Source organism: Curvibacter sp. GW821-FHT01G03, from assembly GCF_059422285.1.
The window spans coordinates 17,454-32,434 of record NZ_JBWKWP010000017.1 but is presented as its reverse complement, the minus strand read 5'-3'; the positions used below and the strand labels follow the sequence as shown (position 1 = coordinate 32,434).

At 66.8% G+C, this 14,981-nt stretch carries 14 protein-coding genes; 8 read left to right on the top strand and 6 right to left on the bottom strand.

Annotation, left to right across the window (positions count from 1 at the left end):
• Position 1: 1 nt before the first annotated feature.
• The 5 genes from AC07VS_RS22285 to AC07VS_RS22265 all read right to left on the bottom strand — a co-directional run bounded on the left by AC07VS_RS22285 (position 2) and on the right by AC07VS_RS22265 (position 5,894).
• Positions 2 to 2,314: an FAD-dependent oxidoreductase gene (locus tag AC07VS_RS22285; RefSeq protein ID WP_494752039.1), complete on the bottom strand. Its 2,313-nt coding sequence runs from the start codon at positions 2,312 to 2,314 to the stop codon at positions 2 to 4.
• A gap of 61 nt (positions 2,315 to 2,375) precedes the next feature.
• The gene (locus tag AC07VS_RS22280; protein ID WP_494752038.1) at positions 2,376 to 3,290 is read right to left on the bottom strand and encodes a VTT domain-containing protein; all 915 of its coding nucleotides are present in this window, start codon (positions 3,288 to 3,290) and stop codon (positions 2,376 to 2,378) included.
• Between the two features lie 208 nt (positions 3,291 to 3,498).
• Positions 3,499 to 4,857: a HipA domain-containing protein gene (locus AC07VS_RS22275; protein ID WP_494752037.1), complete on the bottom strand. Its 1,359-nt coding sequence runs from the start codon at positions 4,855 to 4,857 to the stop codon at positions 3,499 to 3,501.
• Positions 4,858 to 4,867: 10 nt separating this feature from the next.
• Positions 4,868 to 5,170 carry a helix-turn-helix domain-containing protein gene (locus tag AC07VS_RS22270; protein WP_494752036.1) on the bottom strand — a complete coding sequence of 101 codons (303 nt, stop codon included), beginning with the start codon at positions 5,168 to 5,170 and terminating at the stop codon, positions 4,868 to 4,870.
• 196 nt (positions 5,171 to 5,366) lie between these two features.
• Positions 5,367 to 5,894: a GNAT family N-acetyltransferase gene (locus AC07VS_RS22265; protein WP_494752035.1), complete on the bottom strand. Its 528-nt coding sequence runs from the start codon at positions 5,892 to 5,894 to the stop codon at positions 5,367 to 5,369.
• A gap of 185 nt (positions 5,895 to 6,079) precedes the next feature.
• On the opposite strand from AC07VS_RS22265, the gene AC07VS_RS22260 reads away from it, so the two are divergent.
• Both AC07VS_RS22260 and AC07VS_RS22255 read left to right on the top strand, forming a co-directional pair.
• On the top strand, positions 6,080 to 6,469 hold the full coding sequence (locus AC07VS_RS22260; RefSeq protein ID WP_494752034.1) for a DUF488 domain-containing protein: 390 nt from the start codon (positions 6,080 to 6,082) through the stop codon (positions 6,467 to 6,469).
• Between the two features lie 69 nt (positions 6,470 to 6,538).
• Positions 6,539 to 8,317, top strand: coding sequence for an NYN domain-containing protein (locus AC07VS_RS22255; RefSeq protein WP_494752033.1), 1,779 nt, complete (start codon positions 6,539 to 6,541; stop codon positions 8,315 to 8,317).
• A gap of 8 nt (positions 8,318 to 8,325) precedes the next feature.
• Here the strand turns inward: AC07VS_RS22255 and AC07VS_RS22250 are convergent, their stop codons facing one another.
• The gene (locus tag AC07VS_RS22250; protein ID WP_494752032.1) at positions 8,326 to 9,258 is read right to left on the bottom strand and encodes a LysR family transcriptional regulator; all 933 of its coding nucleotides are present in this window, start codon (positions 9,256 to 9,258) and stop codon (positions 8,326 to 8,328) included.
• 88 nt (positions 9,259 to 9,346) lie between these two features.
• Here AC07VS_RS22250 and AC07VS_RS22245 point away from each other — a divergent pair, with 88 nt between their 5' ends.
• Genes AC07VS_RS22245 through AC07VS_RS22220 form a run of 6 tightly spaced genes read left to right on the top strand, consistent with a single transcriptional unit; the run spans position 9,347 to position 14,887 of the window.
• Entirely contained in the window at positions 9,347 to 9,907 is a 561-nt protein-coding gene (locus AC07VS_RS22245) for a VOC family protein (protein ID WP_494752031.1), read from the top strand.
• A 36-nt stretch (positions 9,908 to 9,943) separates the two neighbouring features.
• Positions 9,944 to 11,623, top strand: a complete 1,680-nt coding sequence (locus AC07VS_RS22240) for an FAD-dependent monooxygenase (RefSeq protein ID WP_494752030.1) — start codon at positions 9,944 to 9,946, stop codon at positions 11,621 to 11,623.
• Between the two features lie 12 nt (positions 11,624 to 11,635).
• Complete coding sequence (locus AC07VS_RS22235) at positions 11,636 to 11,836, top strand: DUF2783 domain-containing protein (RefSeq protein WP_492349803.1); 201 nt, start codon at positions 11,636 to 11,638, stop codon at positions 11,834 to 11,836.
• A 10-nt stretch (positions 11,837 to 11,846) separates the two neighbouring features.
• Complete coding sequence (locus AC07VS_RS22230) at positions 11,847 to 12,809, top strand: MBL fold metallo-hydrolase (RefSeq protein ID WP_494752029.1); 963 nt, start codon at positions 11,847 to 11,849, stop codon at positions 12,807 to 12,809.
• A 60-nt stretch (positions 12,810 to 12,869) separates the two neighbouring features.
• The gene (locus AC07VS_RS22225) at positions 12,870 to 13,865 is read left to right on the top strand and encodes a Bug family tripartite tricarboxylate transporter substrate binding protein (RefSeq protein ID WP_494752028.1); all 996 of its coding nucleotides are present in this window, start codon (positions 12,870 to 12,872) and stop codon (positions 13,863 to 13,865) included.
• 26 nt (positions 13,866 to 13,891) lie between these two features.
• A complete protein-coding gene (locus tag AC07VS_RS22220; protein WP_494658416.1) occupies positions 13,892 to 14,887 on the top strand; it encodes a fumarylacetoacetate hydrolase family protein in 996 nt (331 codons plus the stop codon).
• Positions 14,888 to 14,981 lie beyond the last annotated feature (94 nt).

The window sequence follows — 14,981 nt, the reverse complement described above, 5'->3', positions numbered from 1 at the left end:
CTCAGCGCTGCAGCGCCTTGCGGGTCATGCGATAACCCGCGGCCTGCAACTGGGCCACGGTCTCGCGCGAGAAATCGTAATCGCGGGAGGACGGGGCGTCATCGCTGTCCTCGCGCACGATGCGCGTGATGGTCATGGGGGCATCGTCACCCATCAGCTGAATGTAGCGCGGCTGATGGCGCAAGCGCGCCGCGGCGTCGGGCGGCAGTTCGGCCATCAGGTCTTCCACCAGGCGCTGGTAGTCGCGGGCCTGCTCACGGGTGCGCACGTCGCTGCGCACCCGTTCTGAGTACAGGATCTCGTCGCGGCGGGCCATCACCTCACTCAGGTTACCGGGCAGGCGGCGGCGCTGGCCCGGGAACAAGTCGATGATGTAGACCTGCTTGCCCGCCGAACCGCAACGCTCGACCACGCGCTCCAGCGGCGAGTTGCTGACAATGCCGCCGTCCCAGTAATGGCGCCCATTGACTGTGGTCCAGGGGAAGGCGGGCGGCAGGCTGCCGCTGGCCAGGATGTGATCAGGCGTGAGCTCGTCGATGTAGCTGTCAAACACCACCAGCTCGCTGGTCTCCAGGTCAACCGCGCTGACCATCAGCCGCACCGGGCTGGCCTTGAGGCGACTGAAATCCACGTAGCGCGCGAGCAATGCCCGCATGGGGCTGGTGTCGTACAGGCTGGTCCAGTTCTGCGGCCACTGCGCCATGCCGAGCATGGGCTGCAGCCAGCGGGGCGTGAAGAACGGCTGCACGCCCCAGGTGGCAATCTGCTGGCAGGCCAGGGTCTGGCGCAGGGCTTCGTCGGGCACCGCCGGGGTCAAGGTCGCCAGCTCGGCCCAGAAGGCCTGCAGCGCCTCGGCCGGCCGATCGGGGTTGCCGGCGATGATGGCGCCATTGAAGGCCCCGATCGACACCCCGGCCACCACGTCGGGGCGCACGCCGGCCTCTTGCAAGGCCTGCACCGCGCCGCACTCGAAGGCCCCATAGGCCCCACCGCCCTGCAGAATCAGAAAGGTCTGATTCGGGATCTGCTGCAGCGTGAACTGCGGATCGGACAACTGCGGCTTGAGGCGGCTCAGGTTGACGCGCCGCTTGATCAGGTTTTCGACCAGCCGGGTCTCCTGCGAAGGCCGCCCCAGCGAGAACAAGGCCTGCGGCACGTCGTGGCGCAGGTAGAAAGCCGCAAACGAGCCCGCTTGCAGCGAGCCCCGGTCGATGCGCTGCAGACCGGGCTCGATCTCGCCCAGCAGGTTGAAGCTGTGCTCGAAGACCTGGCTGAAAAAGTAGCTGACCTCGTCATAGGGCAGACGCTGGCCCAGCATGTTGCGCGCCGCCAGGCGGCCTTGCTTGATGGCGTTGTCCCAGTGCTCCACCCGGTGGCGCCGGCCCAGCACCGGGTCGTCGAAGAAGGCCACATCGCCAGCGGCAAACACCCCGGGCTGGCTGGCCTGCAAAAAGCGGTCGACCACCACCCCCTCGTCAAGCTGCAGGCCGCTGCCCTCCAGAAAGCCAGTCTGGGGTTGCACCCCGGCACCGATCACCACCATGTCGCAAGCCAGCACCTGCCCGCCCTGGGTATGCACGGCCTGGACCCGGTCGCTGCCGCTGAAAAACACCGGGCTGTCACCCAGCAGCACCTGGGCGCCGCGCTCGGTGAAACAACGGTGGAAAAAATCGGACAAGGCCGGCGTGTTGAAGCGCCCAAACAAGTCGCCGCGTTCGATCAACGTGACCTCGATGCCGCGCTGGCGCAGCGAAGCAGCCACCTCCAGCCCGATGAAGCTGCCCCCGATCACCACAGCCCGGCGGGCCTGCAGCGCACTGGCCCGGAGGGCCTGGGCATCGGCCAGCGAGCGCAGGTAGTGAATGCCGGGCAGCTCCGCCCCGGGCAGTTCCAGCCGCAGGGGCCGGGCCCCGGTGGCAATCAGCAGTTGGCCGTAGGTCCATTGGGAGCCGGCCTCGGTGTGCAGCGTGCGCTTTGCCGTGTCGAGTCGACTGACGCGGCAACCCAGCACCAGCTCAATGCCCAGCGCTTGCCAGGCCCCGTCGGCCAACACGGTGCTGACGCGCGGGGGTTGGTTCAGTGTCAGGAAGCTCTTGGACAGCGGCGGCCGCTGGTAGGGCGGCTGGTCCTCGTCGCCCAGCACCACGATGCGGCCGGTGGCCCCCTCGGCCCGCAGGGTTTCGGCCGCGGTGGCACCGGCCAGGCCGGCGCCCACGATCAGGTAGTCGGCGTGCGGGTTGCTTGAGGGCGGTTTGGGAGCTCGGGTGGCTTGGGGCACAGAGGGCTTGGCAGCGCCACGTGGGGCTGGGCTCATGAACGACTCCAGAGGGCCGGGCCAGCGGTCCGGCAGAGGTTGGAAACCGGGCGAATCCGCATCACTTTGAGGCCATCCAGGCCTCGTAGCCGCCTTCGAGCGGTCGCACCGACAGGTAACCCAGGTCCAGCAGGCGGCGTGCCGCCAGGATGGCGCCGGCATCTTGCGGGCAGGCGCACAAGGTCACGATGGGGTGGTTGCGGGGCCAGTCGCCCACAGCCTGTTCCAGCTGGCTGTGTTCGGCCACGCGGGCCCCTTCGATGGGGCCGGTCTGGGCCACCATCACGGCGCCGCGCAAGTCCAGCAACAAGGGGCGGGGCTCACGCGCCAGCGCGGCGCGCAACTCCTCGATGCCGATGCGGGGCACGGCGCTGAGGCGGCGAAAACGGTATTTCTGCCAGAACTTCCAGGCCAACCAGGCGGCGGCCAGCACCACCACCACGGTCAAGGCCTCGGCGGTGTTGCGCTCGAGCGCCGCAATCACCTGGCGCACGGTGTCGCGCAGCAGCCAGCCTGCCCCCAGCGCCAGGCCGGCCCACAGGCCGCCGCCGGCACCGGCCGCGATCAGAAAACTGGGCTGGTGCATGCGCAGGGCCCCCGCAATCGGTGGCGCCACGGTCGAAAAACCGGGCACGAACTTGGCCACCACCAGCGAGGCCGGCCCCCAGCGTAGAAAACGGGCCTCGGTCTGGCTGACGCAGGACGAGGGATTGATGGACAGCTTGCACAAACCCGACAACACCCGGTAGCCAAAGCGCTTGCCCGCGTGGTACCAGCCCCAATCGGCCAGCACGGAGGCCAGCATGGCGCCGGCCGCCAGTTTGCCCAGCGCCCCCGGCGTGGCGGCCAGGCTGCCCGCCAGCAGCAGGGTGGGCACCGCCGGCACCGGCAAGCCCAGTTGCTGCAGCAGCACGTTGAGAAACACCACGCCGAGCGCGTCGTGCTCCAGGGTTTGGCTGAGCTGCTGAAGGTCCATGGCGGAAAGGGGTGGGGAGTGGAGAGGCCGCTGGGCCTCAAACCGGCCCACCCATCAGTTTAGCCCCAGGCTTCGAAGCACCCGGCCGCGGATGGGCCATGTCCCTCAGGCCTGCGAAGCTCGATGCGCACAGTTTGCTGATCCAGGTGGGGTACCTCATGCGTCACGCTGAGCAGGTCCAGGCTTCTCGCAGCATGTCCAGAGGCTCTCAGGGGTACTCATCTTTCAAGCTTGCAGCGTCCTCGACCAGTTGCGTCAGCCGCCGGGCCTGTTCAGTGATGTAGCCAGCCAGGCGCTGCACAAACGCCCGTTCGGACTCGTCTTCATAGTCGGTACCCTGGGCCTGAGCCGCCGCCTCGGTGACGGCCAGCTTGGCCAGTCGCTGGCCTTCGCGGCGCATCAGCTTGCGGTTGATGCCACAGCGCGCCGCGAAATCCGCCAGGGCGAAGGGCGACACCTCGGCATGGCTGAACACATCGCCAAAGGCCATGGCCAACTCGGTGTCCAATCCGTCGTACTGCAGAACGCTCACCAGGTCGTACCAGGGTGCAGGTTCCAGCAGGCCGCCGGGGTGGACGAAAAATGAGAAGTTCTTGCCGTGCGCATCGCTGTTGCCAATCAGAAACTGAAAGAGGGCCCAGCGCAGCAGGGCCAGGCGCGCCACAGCCGTGTTGGCTGTCAGCCCAGCGCAGCCGAACAGACGTTCAAAGCTCATGCCGTCGCGGATGTGTTGGACTGCAGGCGCGTTGCCCAAATACCGCTCATATTTGTAGGCCACCGGCAGGTCGCAAGCCTGGCAGGCATCGATGATGTGCCGACGGTGAACCCTGGGTGGGCCGTGATCGACTTCTACAGCACGGTCGAAGCGCCGAACGACCAGCACGGGTCGGGGCGTGCGCAGCAGCCCCACCTCGGCAGCCGGCAGGCCCATGCGGCGGGCGAGCGACATGCAAAAGTGCTCATTGACCGCCAGGTGCGGTGTTTTCGGATTGCCGGTGTCGGGCTTAAGGATGTGCGTCGACGCCAGGCGCGGCCCATCCACCAGGAACAGCCGCCCGCCATCATTCAGGGGTCGATCGAGATAGACCAAGAGCTTGTCCTGCAGGCCAGCCACCGACATGCGTACCCGGCCATCCCACACCGTCAGCGGCAGGTGGTCTCGCTCGCCGATGCGTTGTTCGAGTTCCTGGCGGGAGACTTCCCGCAGCACGGGTTCGCCCACCGGCAGCGCTGCCTCTGCATCGCCTGTGAAGCGCAAAGCGCCCGCGGTCTCGGCACCCAGTGCCCAGATCAGGCCAAAGAGGTTGGTCCTGGCCAGGCCGTTGTAGGCCACGGCCACATCCAATGCCCGACCTTCAGGCAACAGATGCTCGATGAAGCGTTTGATGGACGCAGAGGGCAGGTCAGCCGGCTGACGCGTCAGGGGCAGGGCCGGTGACAGGGGATAGGACTGGGCGTCAGAGACCCAGTGCCCGGCATAGCTCAAGCGCCAGCGGTCGTCCTGCCCCTCGTGTTCGAGGGTGGCGATTCGGTTCTGTTCGGCCCAGACGTTAAGTGCGTGGGTCATGACAGCCGCCTCATGCCTTGCCAGTGCTGAGCGGCTCCGATGCGCGAGCGCCGGCGGCCTCGCGGGCCCAGGGGTGCTCCTTGGGCAGCACCACCAGCGCCAGGCCGAGGCCATCGAGCACGGTCAGTGCCTTGTCCAGGCGCACCGACCCTTGGCCATTCTCGAGGCGAGACACGAGGTCCACTGAGACGCCAAGCAGCTCTGCGGCATCATCGATGCGAAGTGACTGCGACTTGCGTCGCTCACGCACGACCGGTCCCAACTCAGGGGCGGACATCAGTCGGGTGGGACTGCGGCTGGACGCATCACTCATTTCGGAATCTCCGGCAAAAGCCCCTTCAAGTGGACTCTGCAGTGAATATTTCTGCTATTCCGAAATATTAGGTGTATTTCTCGATTTCCACCAGTAGTTTCGGAAATTCAGAAATCACGAATTCCGATCGTCAACAAGAACAACTATTTCTGTTTCTCCGAAATCACCGCAGGGGTGTGGGTGGCAGCGCCGCCCCTCACGCGCCCATCGGCAATGCTTTCTCCAGCATGGTGTAGTGCAGCGGCAGCCCTGTCGGCGGCGTGAAGCTGACCGGGAAGCGCCCGCTGACGGTATAGCCCATGGCTTGCCAGAAACCGGCCACGTCCGTATCGGGTGGGTAGACCTTCAGCCGAATTCGGCGGGTCAGCGTCGACGCGATGGCCTCGAGTTGTTGCACGGCCTGCCGCGCCAGACCCGCACCTCGGAAACGTTCATCGATCACCAGAAAGTGGATGTACGCCCCGTCCCAATGGGCATAACCCAGGCCCAGTGTGATGAAGCCCACCGTTTTGCTGACGCCGTTGTGGAGATCGATGGCATAGACACGGTGCTCTGAAGCGTCGACATCGCGGTGCAGCAACTCAAAGAGTTGCGCGCCTTCAATGCCCACCAGGCGGTGACCAAATGACTCTTCAACATAACGCCGGGCATGGTTCAGCACCCCTTGCAAAAGCGCCTGGCCTGCCGCGTTCTCTTCAACCTGGGTCAACCCAATGTGTTGCACTACCACCTCGTCTCCTGCTCGCGATTCTTTCTGTTGCAAGGCATGCTAGGCTGGACCGGCGGGTGGTTCGCAAAGGCAGCAAATACATTTGTTACAAAGCATTTCTGCGATGAGAATCGATGACCTAGCCCCGATTTGGGGCAGCGCCACACCATCACATCTGAGCATTTCGACGGATTAATGACATGACTCTGCGCATCGTGAAACTCGGCAGCCCCCGGACCGCGGACGAAGGCACCCGCATCGGCACGGTGCGGCGCCCCCCGCGGGGCGTGCCCAAGACCGAGTTCGCCAGCCAGAACTGGTACGACGTCTGGTACCCCAACCTGTCCCCGACCCCGGACACCATGAAGCTGGGCCAGGAGGCCGACACCCCGGCCCGGTGGCAGGCTTTTGAGCGCCAGTTCCGCAAGGAGATGGCCCAGCCCGAGGCCAGCCGCAGCCTGGACGTGCTGGCCGCCCTGTCCCACCACAGCAATTTCTCGCTAGGCTGCTATTGCGAGGATGAGGCCCGCTGCCACCGCTCGGTGCTGCGCGCCTTGCTGCTCGAAAAGGGCGCAGAGCTTGCGCCCTGAACTTCAGTGCAGGCTTGGCTGTGTCAATCCATGTGATGATCCAGGGCTGCAACCCCAATGGAGAGCCTGATGGCCAACTCACCCGATAACCTCAGCATGGCGCTGTTCTGTGATTTCGAAAACGTGGCGCTGGGCGTGCGTGACGCCAACTACGAAAAGTTCGACATCAAGCCCGTGCTCGAACGGCTGCTGCTCAAGGGCAGCATCGTGGTCAAGAAGGCCTATTGCGACTGGGACCGTTACAAGGGCTTCAAGGCCACCATGCACGAGGCGAATTTCGAACTGATCGAGATCCCGCATGTGCGCCAGTCCGGCAAGAACTCGGCCGACATCCGCATGGTGGTCGATGCCCTGGACCTGTGCTACACCAAGTCGCACGTGAACACCTTCGTGATCATCAGCGGCGACTCTGATTTTTCACCCCTGGTGTCCAAGCTGCGCGAGAACAACAAGCAGGTGATCGGCGTGGGCGTGAAGCAGTCGACTTCCGATCTGCTGATTGCCAACTGCGATGAATTCATCTTCTACGACGACCTGGTTCGTGAAAAACAGCGCGCCCTGGCCCGCCGCCAGCAGCCCGCCGATGCGCCGCAGCAAGCCCGCCGCACCCCGGAAGAGGAGCGCAAGCGCAAGGAAGCCAGCGACGCCCGGCGCAGCGAAGCGCTGGAGCTGGCCGTGGAGACCTTCGACGCCCTCATGGCCGAGCGCGGCGACAGCGGCAAGATCTGGGCCTCGGTGCTCAAGGAGGCCATCAAGCGCCGCCGCCCCGATTTCAATGAAAACTACTTTGGCTTTCGCACCTTCGGCAACCTGCTCGAAGAGGCCCACAACCGGGGACTGATGGAGTTTGGCCGCGACGACAAGTCGGGCGCCTATGTGTTCCGCAGCAGTGGCGGCAGCAGCGCAGGCACAGCACCCTCGCAAACCTCCGGTTCTCAAGCCTTCAATTCGCAGGCCCCTGCCGCCCAGGCGCCCCGCGCCGAGCAGCCCTATGAACGCCCGGTGTCGCGTTACTTCCCGCCGGAAGCATTCGCACCGGCCGCCGCACCCACACCGGTCCCCGCCCCCGTGGCAGTCGCAGACCCGGTGGCGGATGCCCCAGAGGTCGAAGCCGAGAACGACGAGCAACCCCCAGCCAGTTATGGCCGCTCACGGGGCGGCCGCCGGGGTGGCCAACGTGACGGACGTGACGGACGTGACGGACGTGACGGCCGTGAAGGCCGTGACAACCGCGACGGTCGGGACAGCCGGGACGGGCGAGAAAACCGCTCCGAAGCCGGTGCACCGCGTGGCGAGGGCCAGCCAGCCCAACAGCCCCCTCGCAGCCAGGGCCAGAACCCGCCAGTGCTGCCAGAGCATGACAGCGCCATTGCGGCGGCCGCCGCCGAGGCCGAAGCCCGGGCGCGCGCCCGCAAGGCCCGCGAACTGCGCGAGCGCCAGGAACAGGCGGCGGCCACAAGCCGCCGTGCCGCAACTCCGGCGCCCGAAGAAAACGATGCGCCAGCAGGGTTGCCCCCGGCCCCGGTGAACGAGCAGACCAGTGCCGCCCCCACCAATGAGGGCGCAACACCCGACGCCACCGCAGAAGACACCTCGACCCAGGCCTCGCCACGCCGCCGCAGCCGCGGTGGCCGCTCGGGCGCCAAGGCCCGCGCCCAGGCCAACGAAGCGCAGGCTGAGTTGCCCAATGACACGGTCGGCGCGCCGGTCGAAGCCGCCGAACCAGCAGCCACCGTCGTTGTGGCGTCGCCCGAGGCCACCCCGATCGATGCCGCGTCCGTGGACACGGCAGCGCCGGCGGCCAAAAAGGCCCGTCGCCCACGCGCTGCGGCCAAAAAGGCAGGCTGAGGCCTTCTTCAGCCTCTGGGCGACACCGGCTCGGCAAAGGCCGCGTCGGCCACCACCTCGCCCAGGCATTGGACAAAGCTCGCAGCCGCGGGTGACAGCTCTTTGCCAAGCTGGCTGTAGACACAGACCTCGCGGTAGAAGGCGGGCTCTTGCAGCGCCAGCATCTGCAGGCCATAGGCCTTCACCAGCGGCGCGGCATAGGTGGGACACAGGGTGACCCCCATGCCGGCTGAGACCAGGCCAAACGCGGTCGTGAAGTACGAGGTCTCCTGCCAGGGGTTCATCAGCAGGGCCTCGCTGTAGGCGCCCAGGCTGGCTTTCATGCGCGCAATGAAGTCGCGTGTGGGGGCGATGAAATGGCAGGCATCCAGGTCCTGCCAGCGCAGCGGGCTCTTTGCGCACAGGGGATCGTCGGTGCGGCAGATCAGCCAATGCCGGTCCCTCAGAAACGGGTAGCGCCGCAAGCCGGCGTCGTCCAGCACGCCATCCGGACCGATGGCCAGTTCAACTTCACCGGCCTGCAGCCGCTCCATCAAGTGCTCAGGCAAGGTGTCCTGCAGGCGGATGTCCACGCCCGGATACTGCCGCCGGTATACCGCCAACACCCGGGGCACCAGCGTGCAGGCCATCAGTTGGGGCGCTGCCACGCGCAACACGCCTCGGCGTTTGTCGCGCAAGTCGATCATGCTGCCCACCGCCACGCTGAGCTCATTGAGCATGCGGCGCACATGCGGGTAGAAATCTCGCCCCGCCTCCGACAGCTCCACCCGCCGGGTATGGCGGTCAAACAACGACAGGCCGAGTTCGCGCTCCATGTCGCGCACCAGCACGCTCAGGGCCGACTGGGTCAGGAACAGGCGCTGAGCCGCTTTGGTGAAGCTGCCTTCGGCCGCCACCGCCTCGAACGCCCGCAACTGCCTGAGGCTCAGATTTCCATTCATATGAATCCTTCATCAATCGATGAAATTTTTTCGTTTGAATGATAAGACAGCTCTCGATGTAATGCGGTCCTCACCTCAAGGCCGCCCCATGACCGTCCCTGTCACCAACCCCATCACTGCATCGGAACCTGCCGGTTTCGTCCCCATCCGATCGCTGCATCACTTCGCCTGGCGCTGCCGGGATTGCGAAGAGACGCGCCATTTCTACGAAGACCTGCTGGGCCTGCCCCTGGTACACGTGATCAAGAGCGACGTGGTGCCCAGCACCGGCGAGTACTGCCCTTACGTGCACATCTTTTTCCAGATGCGTGACGGCTCGTACATCGCCTTCTTCGACCTGGGCGACGACACAGCCGCCCAGCCCTCGCCCAACACGCCGGCCTGGGTCAATCACCTGGCCCTGCGCGTCGACTCGGTGGCCGAGTTGGAGCAAGCCAAGGCCCAGCTGCAGGCCGCCGGCGTCGAGGTGCTGGGCGTGACGGACCACCACATCATCCGCTCGATCTATTTCTTCGACCCCAACGGCATCCGCCTTGAACTCACCACCCCCACGGTGGACATGGCCGAAATGAACCAGTTGGCCAGGCAGGCCCATCAAGAGGTCCGTGACTGGACGGCCTTCAAGGCCCTCCGCAAGGCCAGCCACTGACAGGACCGCCCCCCTAGAACAAACCGGAGACAGACCATGACAAGCTACCGTTTCGCGTCGCCCTACGAGCTGCCCAGCTTCGCCTACACCCCCCCACCGGAGCGCCAGGGCCAGGCCCCGGGCCGCTACCCCATCGTGATCGTGGGGGCCGGCCCGGCCGGGCTGACCCTGGCCTGCGACCTGGCCCAGCGCGGTGTGCGCAGCGTGCTGATCGACGAAGACAACACCGTGGGCGTGCGGGGCGCCTCGTCGCGCGGCATCTGCTACGCGCAGAAGTCGCTTGAGATCCTGGATCGGCTGGGCGTCGCCGAGCAAGCTCTCGCCAAAGGGGTGGCCTGGTCGCTGGGTCGCACTTTCTCGGGCACCCAAGAGGTCTACAGCTTCAACCTGCAAGACCACAGCGTCTCCAGCCAGCCCCCCTTCATCAACCTGCAGCAGTTCTATCTGGAGTGGTTCCTGGTGGATCGCATCCAGACCCTGGGGCTGACCGATCTGCGCTGGAGCAGCCGGGTGACCCGGATCGAGGCCGGGGACGACCATGTGCAACTGCAGATCGAGACCCCCGACGGCGCGTATGCCCTGGAGGCGGATTACCTGATCGACGCCACAGGCGCCAACAGCCCCATCCGCACCCAACTGGGCCTGGAAACACACGCCTCACGCAGCACCGATCGCTGGTGCATCACCGATGTGCGCTTCACCCACCCCTTGCCCACCGAGCGCTGGACCTGGGTGGACGCCCCGTTCAATGACGGGCGAGCGGTGTGGCAGCACCTGATGGCCGATGGCGTCTGGCGAATCGACTATCAAATGCCCGAGGATGCCGACCCCGAGGCCATCAGTCAGCCCGAGGTGGCAGGCTCCAGGCTGCGGTCGCAATTGGGGCCGGATGTCGACTTTGAATTTGTCTGGATCGGCCCCTATGGCTACCGAGACCACCTGCTGGACAACTTCCGGGCCGGCCGGGTGTTCTTCATCGGCGATGCGGCCCACGTGGTCAGCCCTTTCGGTGCACGGGGTGGCAACACCGGCATGCAGGATGCGGCCAACCTCGGCTGGAAGCTGGCCCTGGTGAACCAGGGCCAAGCCCCCGACGCCCTGCTGGACAGCTTCAGCGCCGAGCGCCGCGCCGCCTGTGTCGAGAACCTGCAGGTGACCGGCCGCTCGGCCCGTTTTCTGGCCCCTCGCAGCCCGGCAGAACACACCTTGCGCCGCGCGGTCCTGGCGCTGGCGCGCCAGCACCCCTTCGCCCGGGCCCTGGTCAACACGGGGCGCATGTCTGTAGCCAATGACTACCCGCCCTCAGCTTGCTTGCCCCAGGGGGCGCGCAGCGTGCAGAACCTGGCACTGCCAGACCGACAGGGCCACCCCACGACGCTGATGCACCTGCTGCGCCAGGGCAGCGATTGCCTGGGCCTGTGGTTTGCCCCCACAGCGGCCGCACGGGCCGAGACCGAGCGGCGCCTGCGACAGACCACGCTGCCGGCCCGGCTGGTGCTCATCGGGGGGCCCGAGGCCGACCTGCAAGACCCCGGCGGCGTGCTGGCCCGGCACCTGGGGCTCGACCCCGATCACAGCGCCGGCACCTTGTGCCTGCTGCGCCCCGACGCCTACCTGGCGGCCACCTTGCCGGCCTGTGACGCCGATGCCTTGATCCAGGCCCTGTGCCGCGTCACTGGCCAAACCACCCCGACCCTTGAACCCCTGACCGCCTGAGCCTGGACCCCCATGAACACCAAACCCAACATCCCCGACCCGGACGCCTTCTACGCAGCCCTGGTGCAAGCCCATGAGGGCCTGAGTGAAGCCGCCAGCGCCGACCTCAATGCCCGCCTGCTGCTGCTGCTGGCCAATCAATGCGGGCAGCAAGACGTGCTGCTCGCCTGCCTGAACGCCGCCCGCGAGGCCGCCCCCGCCACCCCGACCTGAAAGCCCATCCATGAGCACCCATGCCCCTTCCTTTGCCTCGGCCTCCGACCTGCAGGAGCAAAAGCCCCAGGTCCAGGCGCTGGCCCCAGGCGTCTACGGCTACATCAGCGCCTTCGACCCCAACTGCGGCTTTGTGGTCGGCGACGAGCATGTCGTGGCCATCGACACCCGCCCCACCCCCCGGCTGGCACGCGACTTTCTGGCGGCCATCCGCAGCGTCACCGACAAGCCTGTGAAGTTCATTGTGCTGACCCACTACCATGCCGTGCGTGTGATGGGTGCCAGCGCCTTCCCAGAGGTGCAGGCCATCATCGCCAGCCAGGGCACGGCCGACTGGGTGCGCACCCGGGGCCAGGCCGACTTCGACTCGGAAGTGGGGCGCTTCCCACGCCTGTTTGCAGGTGTCGAGGAGGTCCCCGGCCTGACCCGGCCCAGCCTGAGCTTCGAGCGCGAAATGCGTCTGAACCTGGGCTCGCGTGAGATCCACCTGCACTGCCTGGGCCGCGGCCACTCGGGGGGCGACACCGTCGCCTGGCTGCCCGACTGCGGCGTGCTGTTTGCGGGCGACGTGGTCGAGAACCGCTGCGGCGTGTATGCCGGGGATGCCTACTTGCAAGACTGGCTGGGCACGCTGGACGCCGTGCGGGCACTCCAACCACGCACCCTGGTACCGGGGCGTGGCGCCGTGCAACACGGCCAGGCCGCCTGTGCCGAAGCCATCGACCTGACCCAGGCCTTCTTGCGCACCCTGCGGGACAGTGTGCGACAGAGCCTGGCCGCCGGCCTCGGCTTGCGGGCCTGCTTCGAGAACGCGCAACAAGCCATGACGCCACGCTTCGGCGACTGGCCCGTATTCCAGCACGTGCTGCCCTTCGACGTGGCCCGCGCAGTTGAAGAACTGCAAGGCACCGAGCATCCCACGATCTGGACCGCCGAACGCGACCAGCAACTCTGGGCCACGCTGCGCGGCTGAGGCCTGCCACGCGCCTACCAACGGCCCCCCAACCACAACAAACCCACACCGGAGACAGACATGAACAAGCCCCCTTCCCTGACCCGCCGAGCCTGCGCTGGCCTGGCCCTGACCTTGCTGGCTGGCGTCGCCGGGCAGGCCCAGGCCCAGACACCGCCCTACCCCAACCAGCCCGTGCGTTGGCTGGTGCCCTACGCCGCCGGCGGCGGCACCGACGCCATGGCCCGAGCCCTGGCCGACGCCATGCAGCCCCTGCTGGGACAGCCCCTGATCATCGACAACCGCCCGGGCGCGTCGACCAACATCGCGGTATCGGTGTTGCTGCAGGCCAAGCCCGACGGCTACACCGTGATGCAGGCCGAAAACGCTGCGCTGCTGTTCAACGAGCACATGTTCGCCCGCCTGCCCTACAAGCCCGCCACCGACTTCACGTACATCGGAGCCATCGGCCGCATTCCGGTGGCCCTGGTGGTGCACCCCGACTTTCCGGCCAAGACGCTGGCTGAATTCATCGCTTACGCCAAGGCTCACCGCGACGGGGTCAACTACGCCTCACCCGGCAACGGCTCACCTCACCATGTGGCGATGGAGCTGTTCAAGCAGAAGGCCGACATCAGCCTCACCCACGTGGCCTACAAGGGTGCCGCACCGGCCATGCAGGATGTGATGGGCGGACAGGTGCCGGTAATGATGCTGGACCTGGCCTCGGGGCTGCAGATGATGCGCGCCGGCAAGGTGCGTGTGCTGGCCCTGGCCTCACCGCAGCGCGCCAGCGCCCTGCCCGACACCCCCACCTTTGCCGAGTTGGGCTACAAGGAGGTCAACGCCGCGGCTTTCCACGGCCTGGTCGGCCCTGCCGGCATGCCTGCCGAGGTGGTGAGCCGCCTGAACGCCGAACTGCGCCGTGCCACCCAGAACCCCAAGGTGGTGAAGCTGTTTGCCGATTTCGGCTTCGAGCCCCTGCCGGGCAGCCCGGCCGATTTTCAGGCCCTGGCCCGCAGCGAGAGCGCTCGCTGGGGCAAGGTGATCAAGGCCTCCAACATCCAGCTCGACTGAGGACACACACCATGCCCCAACACGATCTGCGACTGGCCACGCGCCACAACGGCCGCCGCGATGGCGAACTGATGCTGGTCAGCCCCTCACGCCAACGTTGGGCCCCGGCCGGCCCCGCCGCCCCCACCCTGCAAGCCCTGCTGGACGACTGGGCAGCGCTGGCCCCGGCCCTGGCCCGGCGCTCCCACAGCCTGGATGCCTCAGGTTGGCAGGGCTGCACGGCCTTGGAGCCGCAGCAATGCCTGGCCCCATTGCCCCGGGCCTACCAATGGGCCGACGCCTCGGTATACCGCAACCACGCCCGCCTGATCTACCAATGGCGGCAGGAGCCCATCCCGCCGCGCTACGAAGACGAGCCCCTGGTCTACCAGGGCGGCTCGGACGTGATGTTGTCGGGCGCCGAAGCCATCGTGGCGTGCGATGAGGCCCATGGCATCGACCTGGAGGCCGAGATCGCCGTCATCACCACCGACGTGCCGATGGGGGTCAGCCCCGAACAGGCCCTGCAACACATCGCCCTGGTGGTGCTGCTCAACGACGTGTCGCTGCGCGGCCTGATCCCGGCCGAGCTGGCCCGCGGCTTTGGCTTCTACCAGAGCAAGCCGGCCACCAGCTTCGCACCGGTCGCTGTCACGCCGGCGGCCTTGGGCACGGCCTGGCAGGGTGGCATGCTGCACCTACCGGTGCACATCGAGCTCAATGGCCAATGGTTCGGGCAACCCGATGCAGGCGAAGAGACGGTGTTCCATTTCGGCCAGATCATGGCCCACCTGGCCCGCACCCGGGCCCTGGGCGCGGGCAGCATCATCGGCGCCGGCACCATCAGCAATGCAGCCCCCGAGACCGGCAATGCGTGCATCACCGAGGCACGGGTGCGCCAGATGCTGGCGGGCACCCCCGAGGTCGGGCTGCACCCCTACCTGCGCCACGGCGACCGCGTGCGCATCGAGGTGCAGGATACGCACGGTATTTCAGTGTTCGGAGCCATCGACCAGACGGTCCAGGTGCGACCGCCGGCTTGAGGCGGGCACCGGCCGCCCGGGGCCACGCCTCACACCAAGCCTTGCAACAGACCGCCCCGCTTGAGGCGGTAGGCCAGGCGCGGCTCAGGCCCAG

What these genes read in the sequence shown, in the direction of transcription:
- AC07VS_RS22285 (WP_494752039.1), bottom strand. Translation starts at nt 2,314, where the DNA reads ATGAGCCCAGCCCCACGTGGCGCTGCCAAGCCCTCTGTGCCCCAAGCC.
- AC07VS_RS22280 (WP_494752038.1), bottom strand. Translation starts at nt 3,290, where the DNA reads ATGGACCTTCAGCAGCTCAGCCAAACCCTGGAGCACGACGCGCTCGGC.
- AC07VS_RS22275 (WP_494752037.1), bottom strand. Translation starts at nt 4,857, where the DNA reads ATGACCCACGCACTTAACGTCTGGGCCGAACAGAACCGAATCGCCACC.
- AC07VS_RS22270 (WP_494752036.1), bottom strand. Translation starts at nt 5,170, where the DNA reads ATGAGTGATGCGTCCAGCCGCAGTCCCACCCGACTGATGTCCGCCCCT.
- AC07VS_RS22260 (WP_494752034.1), top strand. Translation starts at nt 6,080, where the DNA reads ATGACTCTGCGCATCGTGAAACTCGGCAGCCCCCGGACCGCGGACGAA.
- AC07VS_RS22255 (WP_494752033.1), top strand. Translation starts at nt 6,539, where the DNA reads ATGGCCAACTCACCCGATAACCTCAGCATGGCGCTGTTCTGTGATTTC.
- AC07VS_RS22250 (WP_494752032.1), bottom strand. Translation starts at nt 9,258, where the DNA reads ATGAATGGAAATCTGAGCCTCAGGCAGTTGCGGGCGTTCGAGGCGGTG.
- AC07VS_RS22245 (WP_494752031.1), top strand. Translation starts at nt 9,347, where the DNA reads ATGACCGTCCCTGTCACCAACCCCATCACTGCATCGGAACCTGCCGGT.
- AC07VS_RS22240 (WP_494752030.1), top strand. Translation starts at nt 9,944, where the DNA reads ATGACAAGCTACCGTTTCGCGTCGCCCTACGAGCTGCCCAGCTTCGCC.
- AC07VS_RS22235 (WP_492349803.1), top strand. Translation starts at nt 11,636, where the DNA reads ATGAACACCAAACCCAACATCCCCGACCCGGACGCCTTCTACGCAGCC.
- AC07VS_RS22230 (WP_494752029.1), top strand. Translation starts at nt 11,847, where the DNA reads ATGAGCACCCATGCCCCTTCCTTTGCCTCGGCCTCCGACCTGCAGGAG.
- AC07VS_RS22225 (WP_494752028.1), top strand. Translation starts at nt 12,870, where the DNA reads ATGAACAAGCCCCCTTCCCTGACCCGCCGAGCCTGCGCTGGCCTGGCC.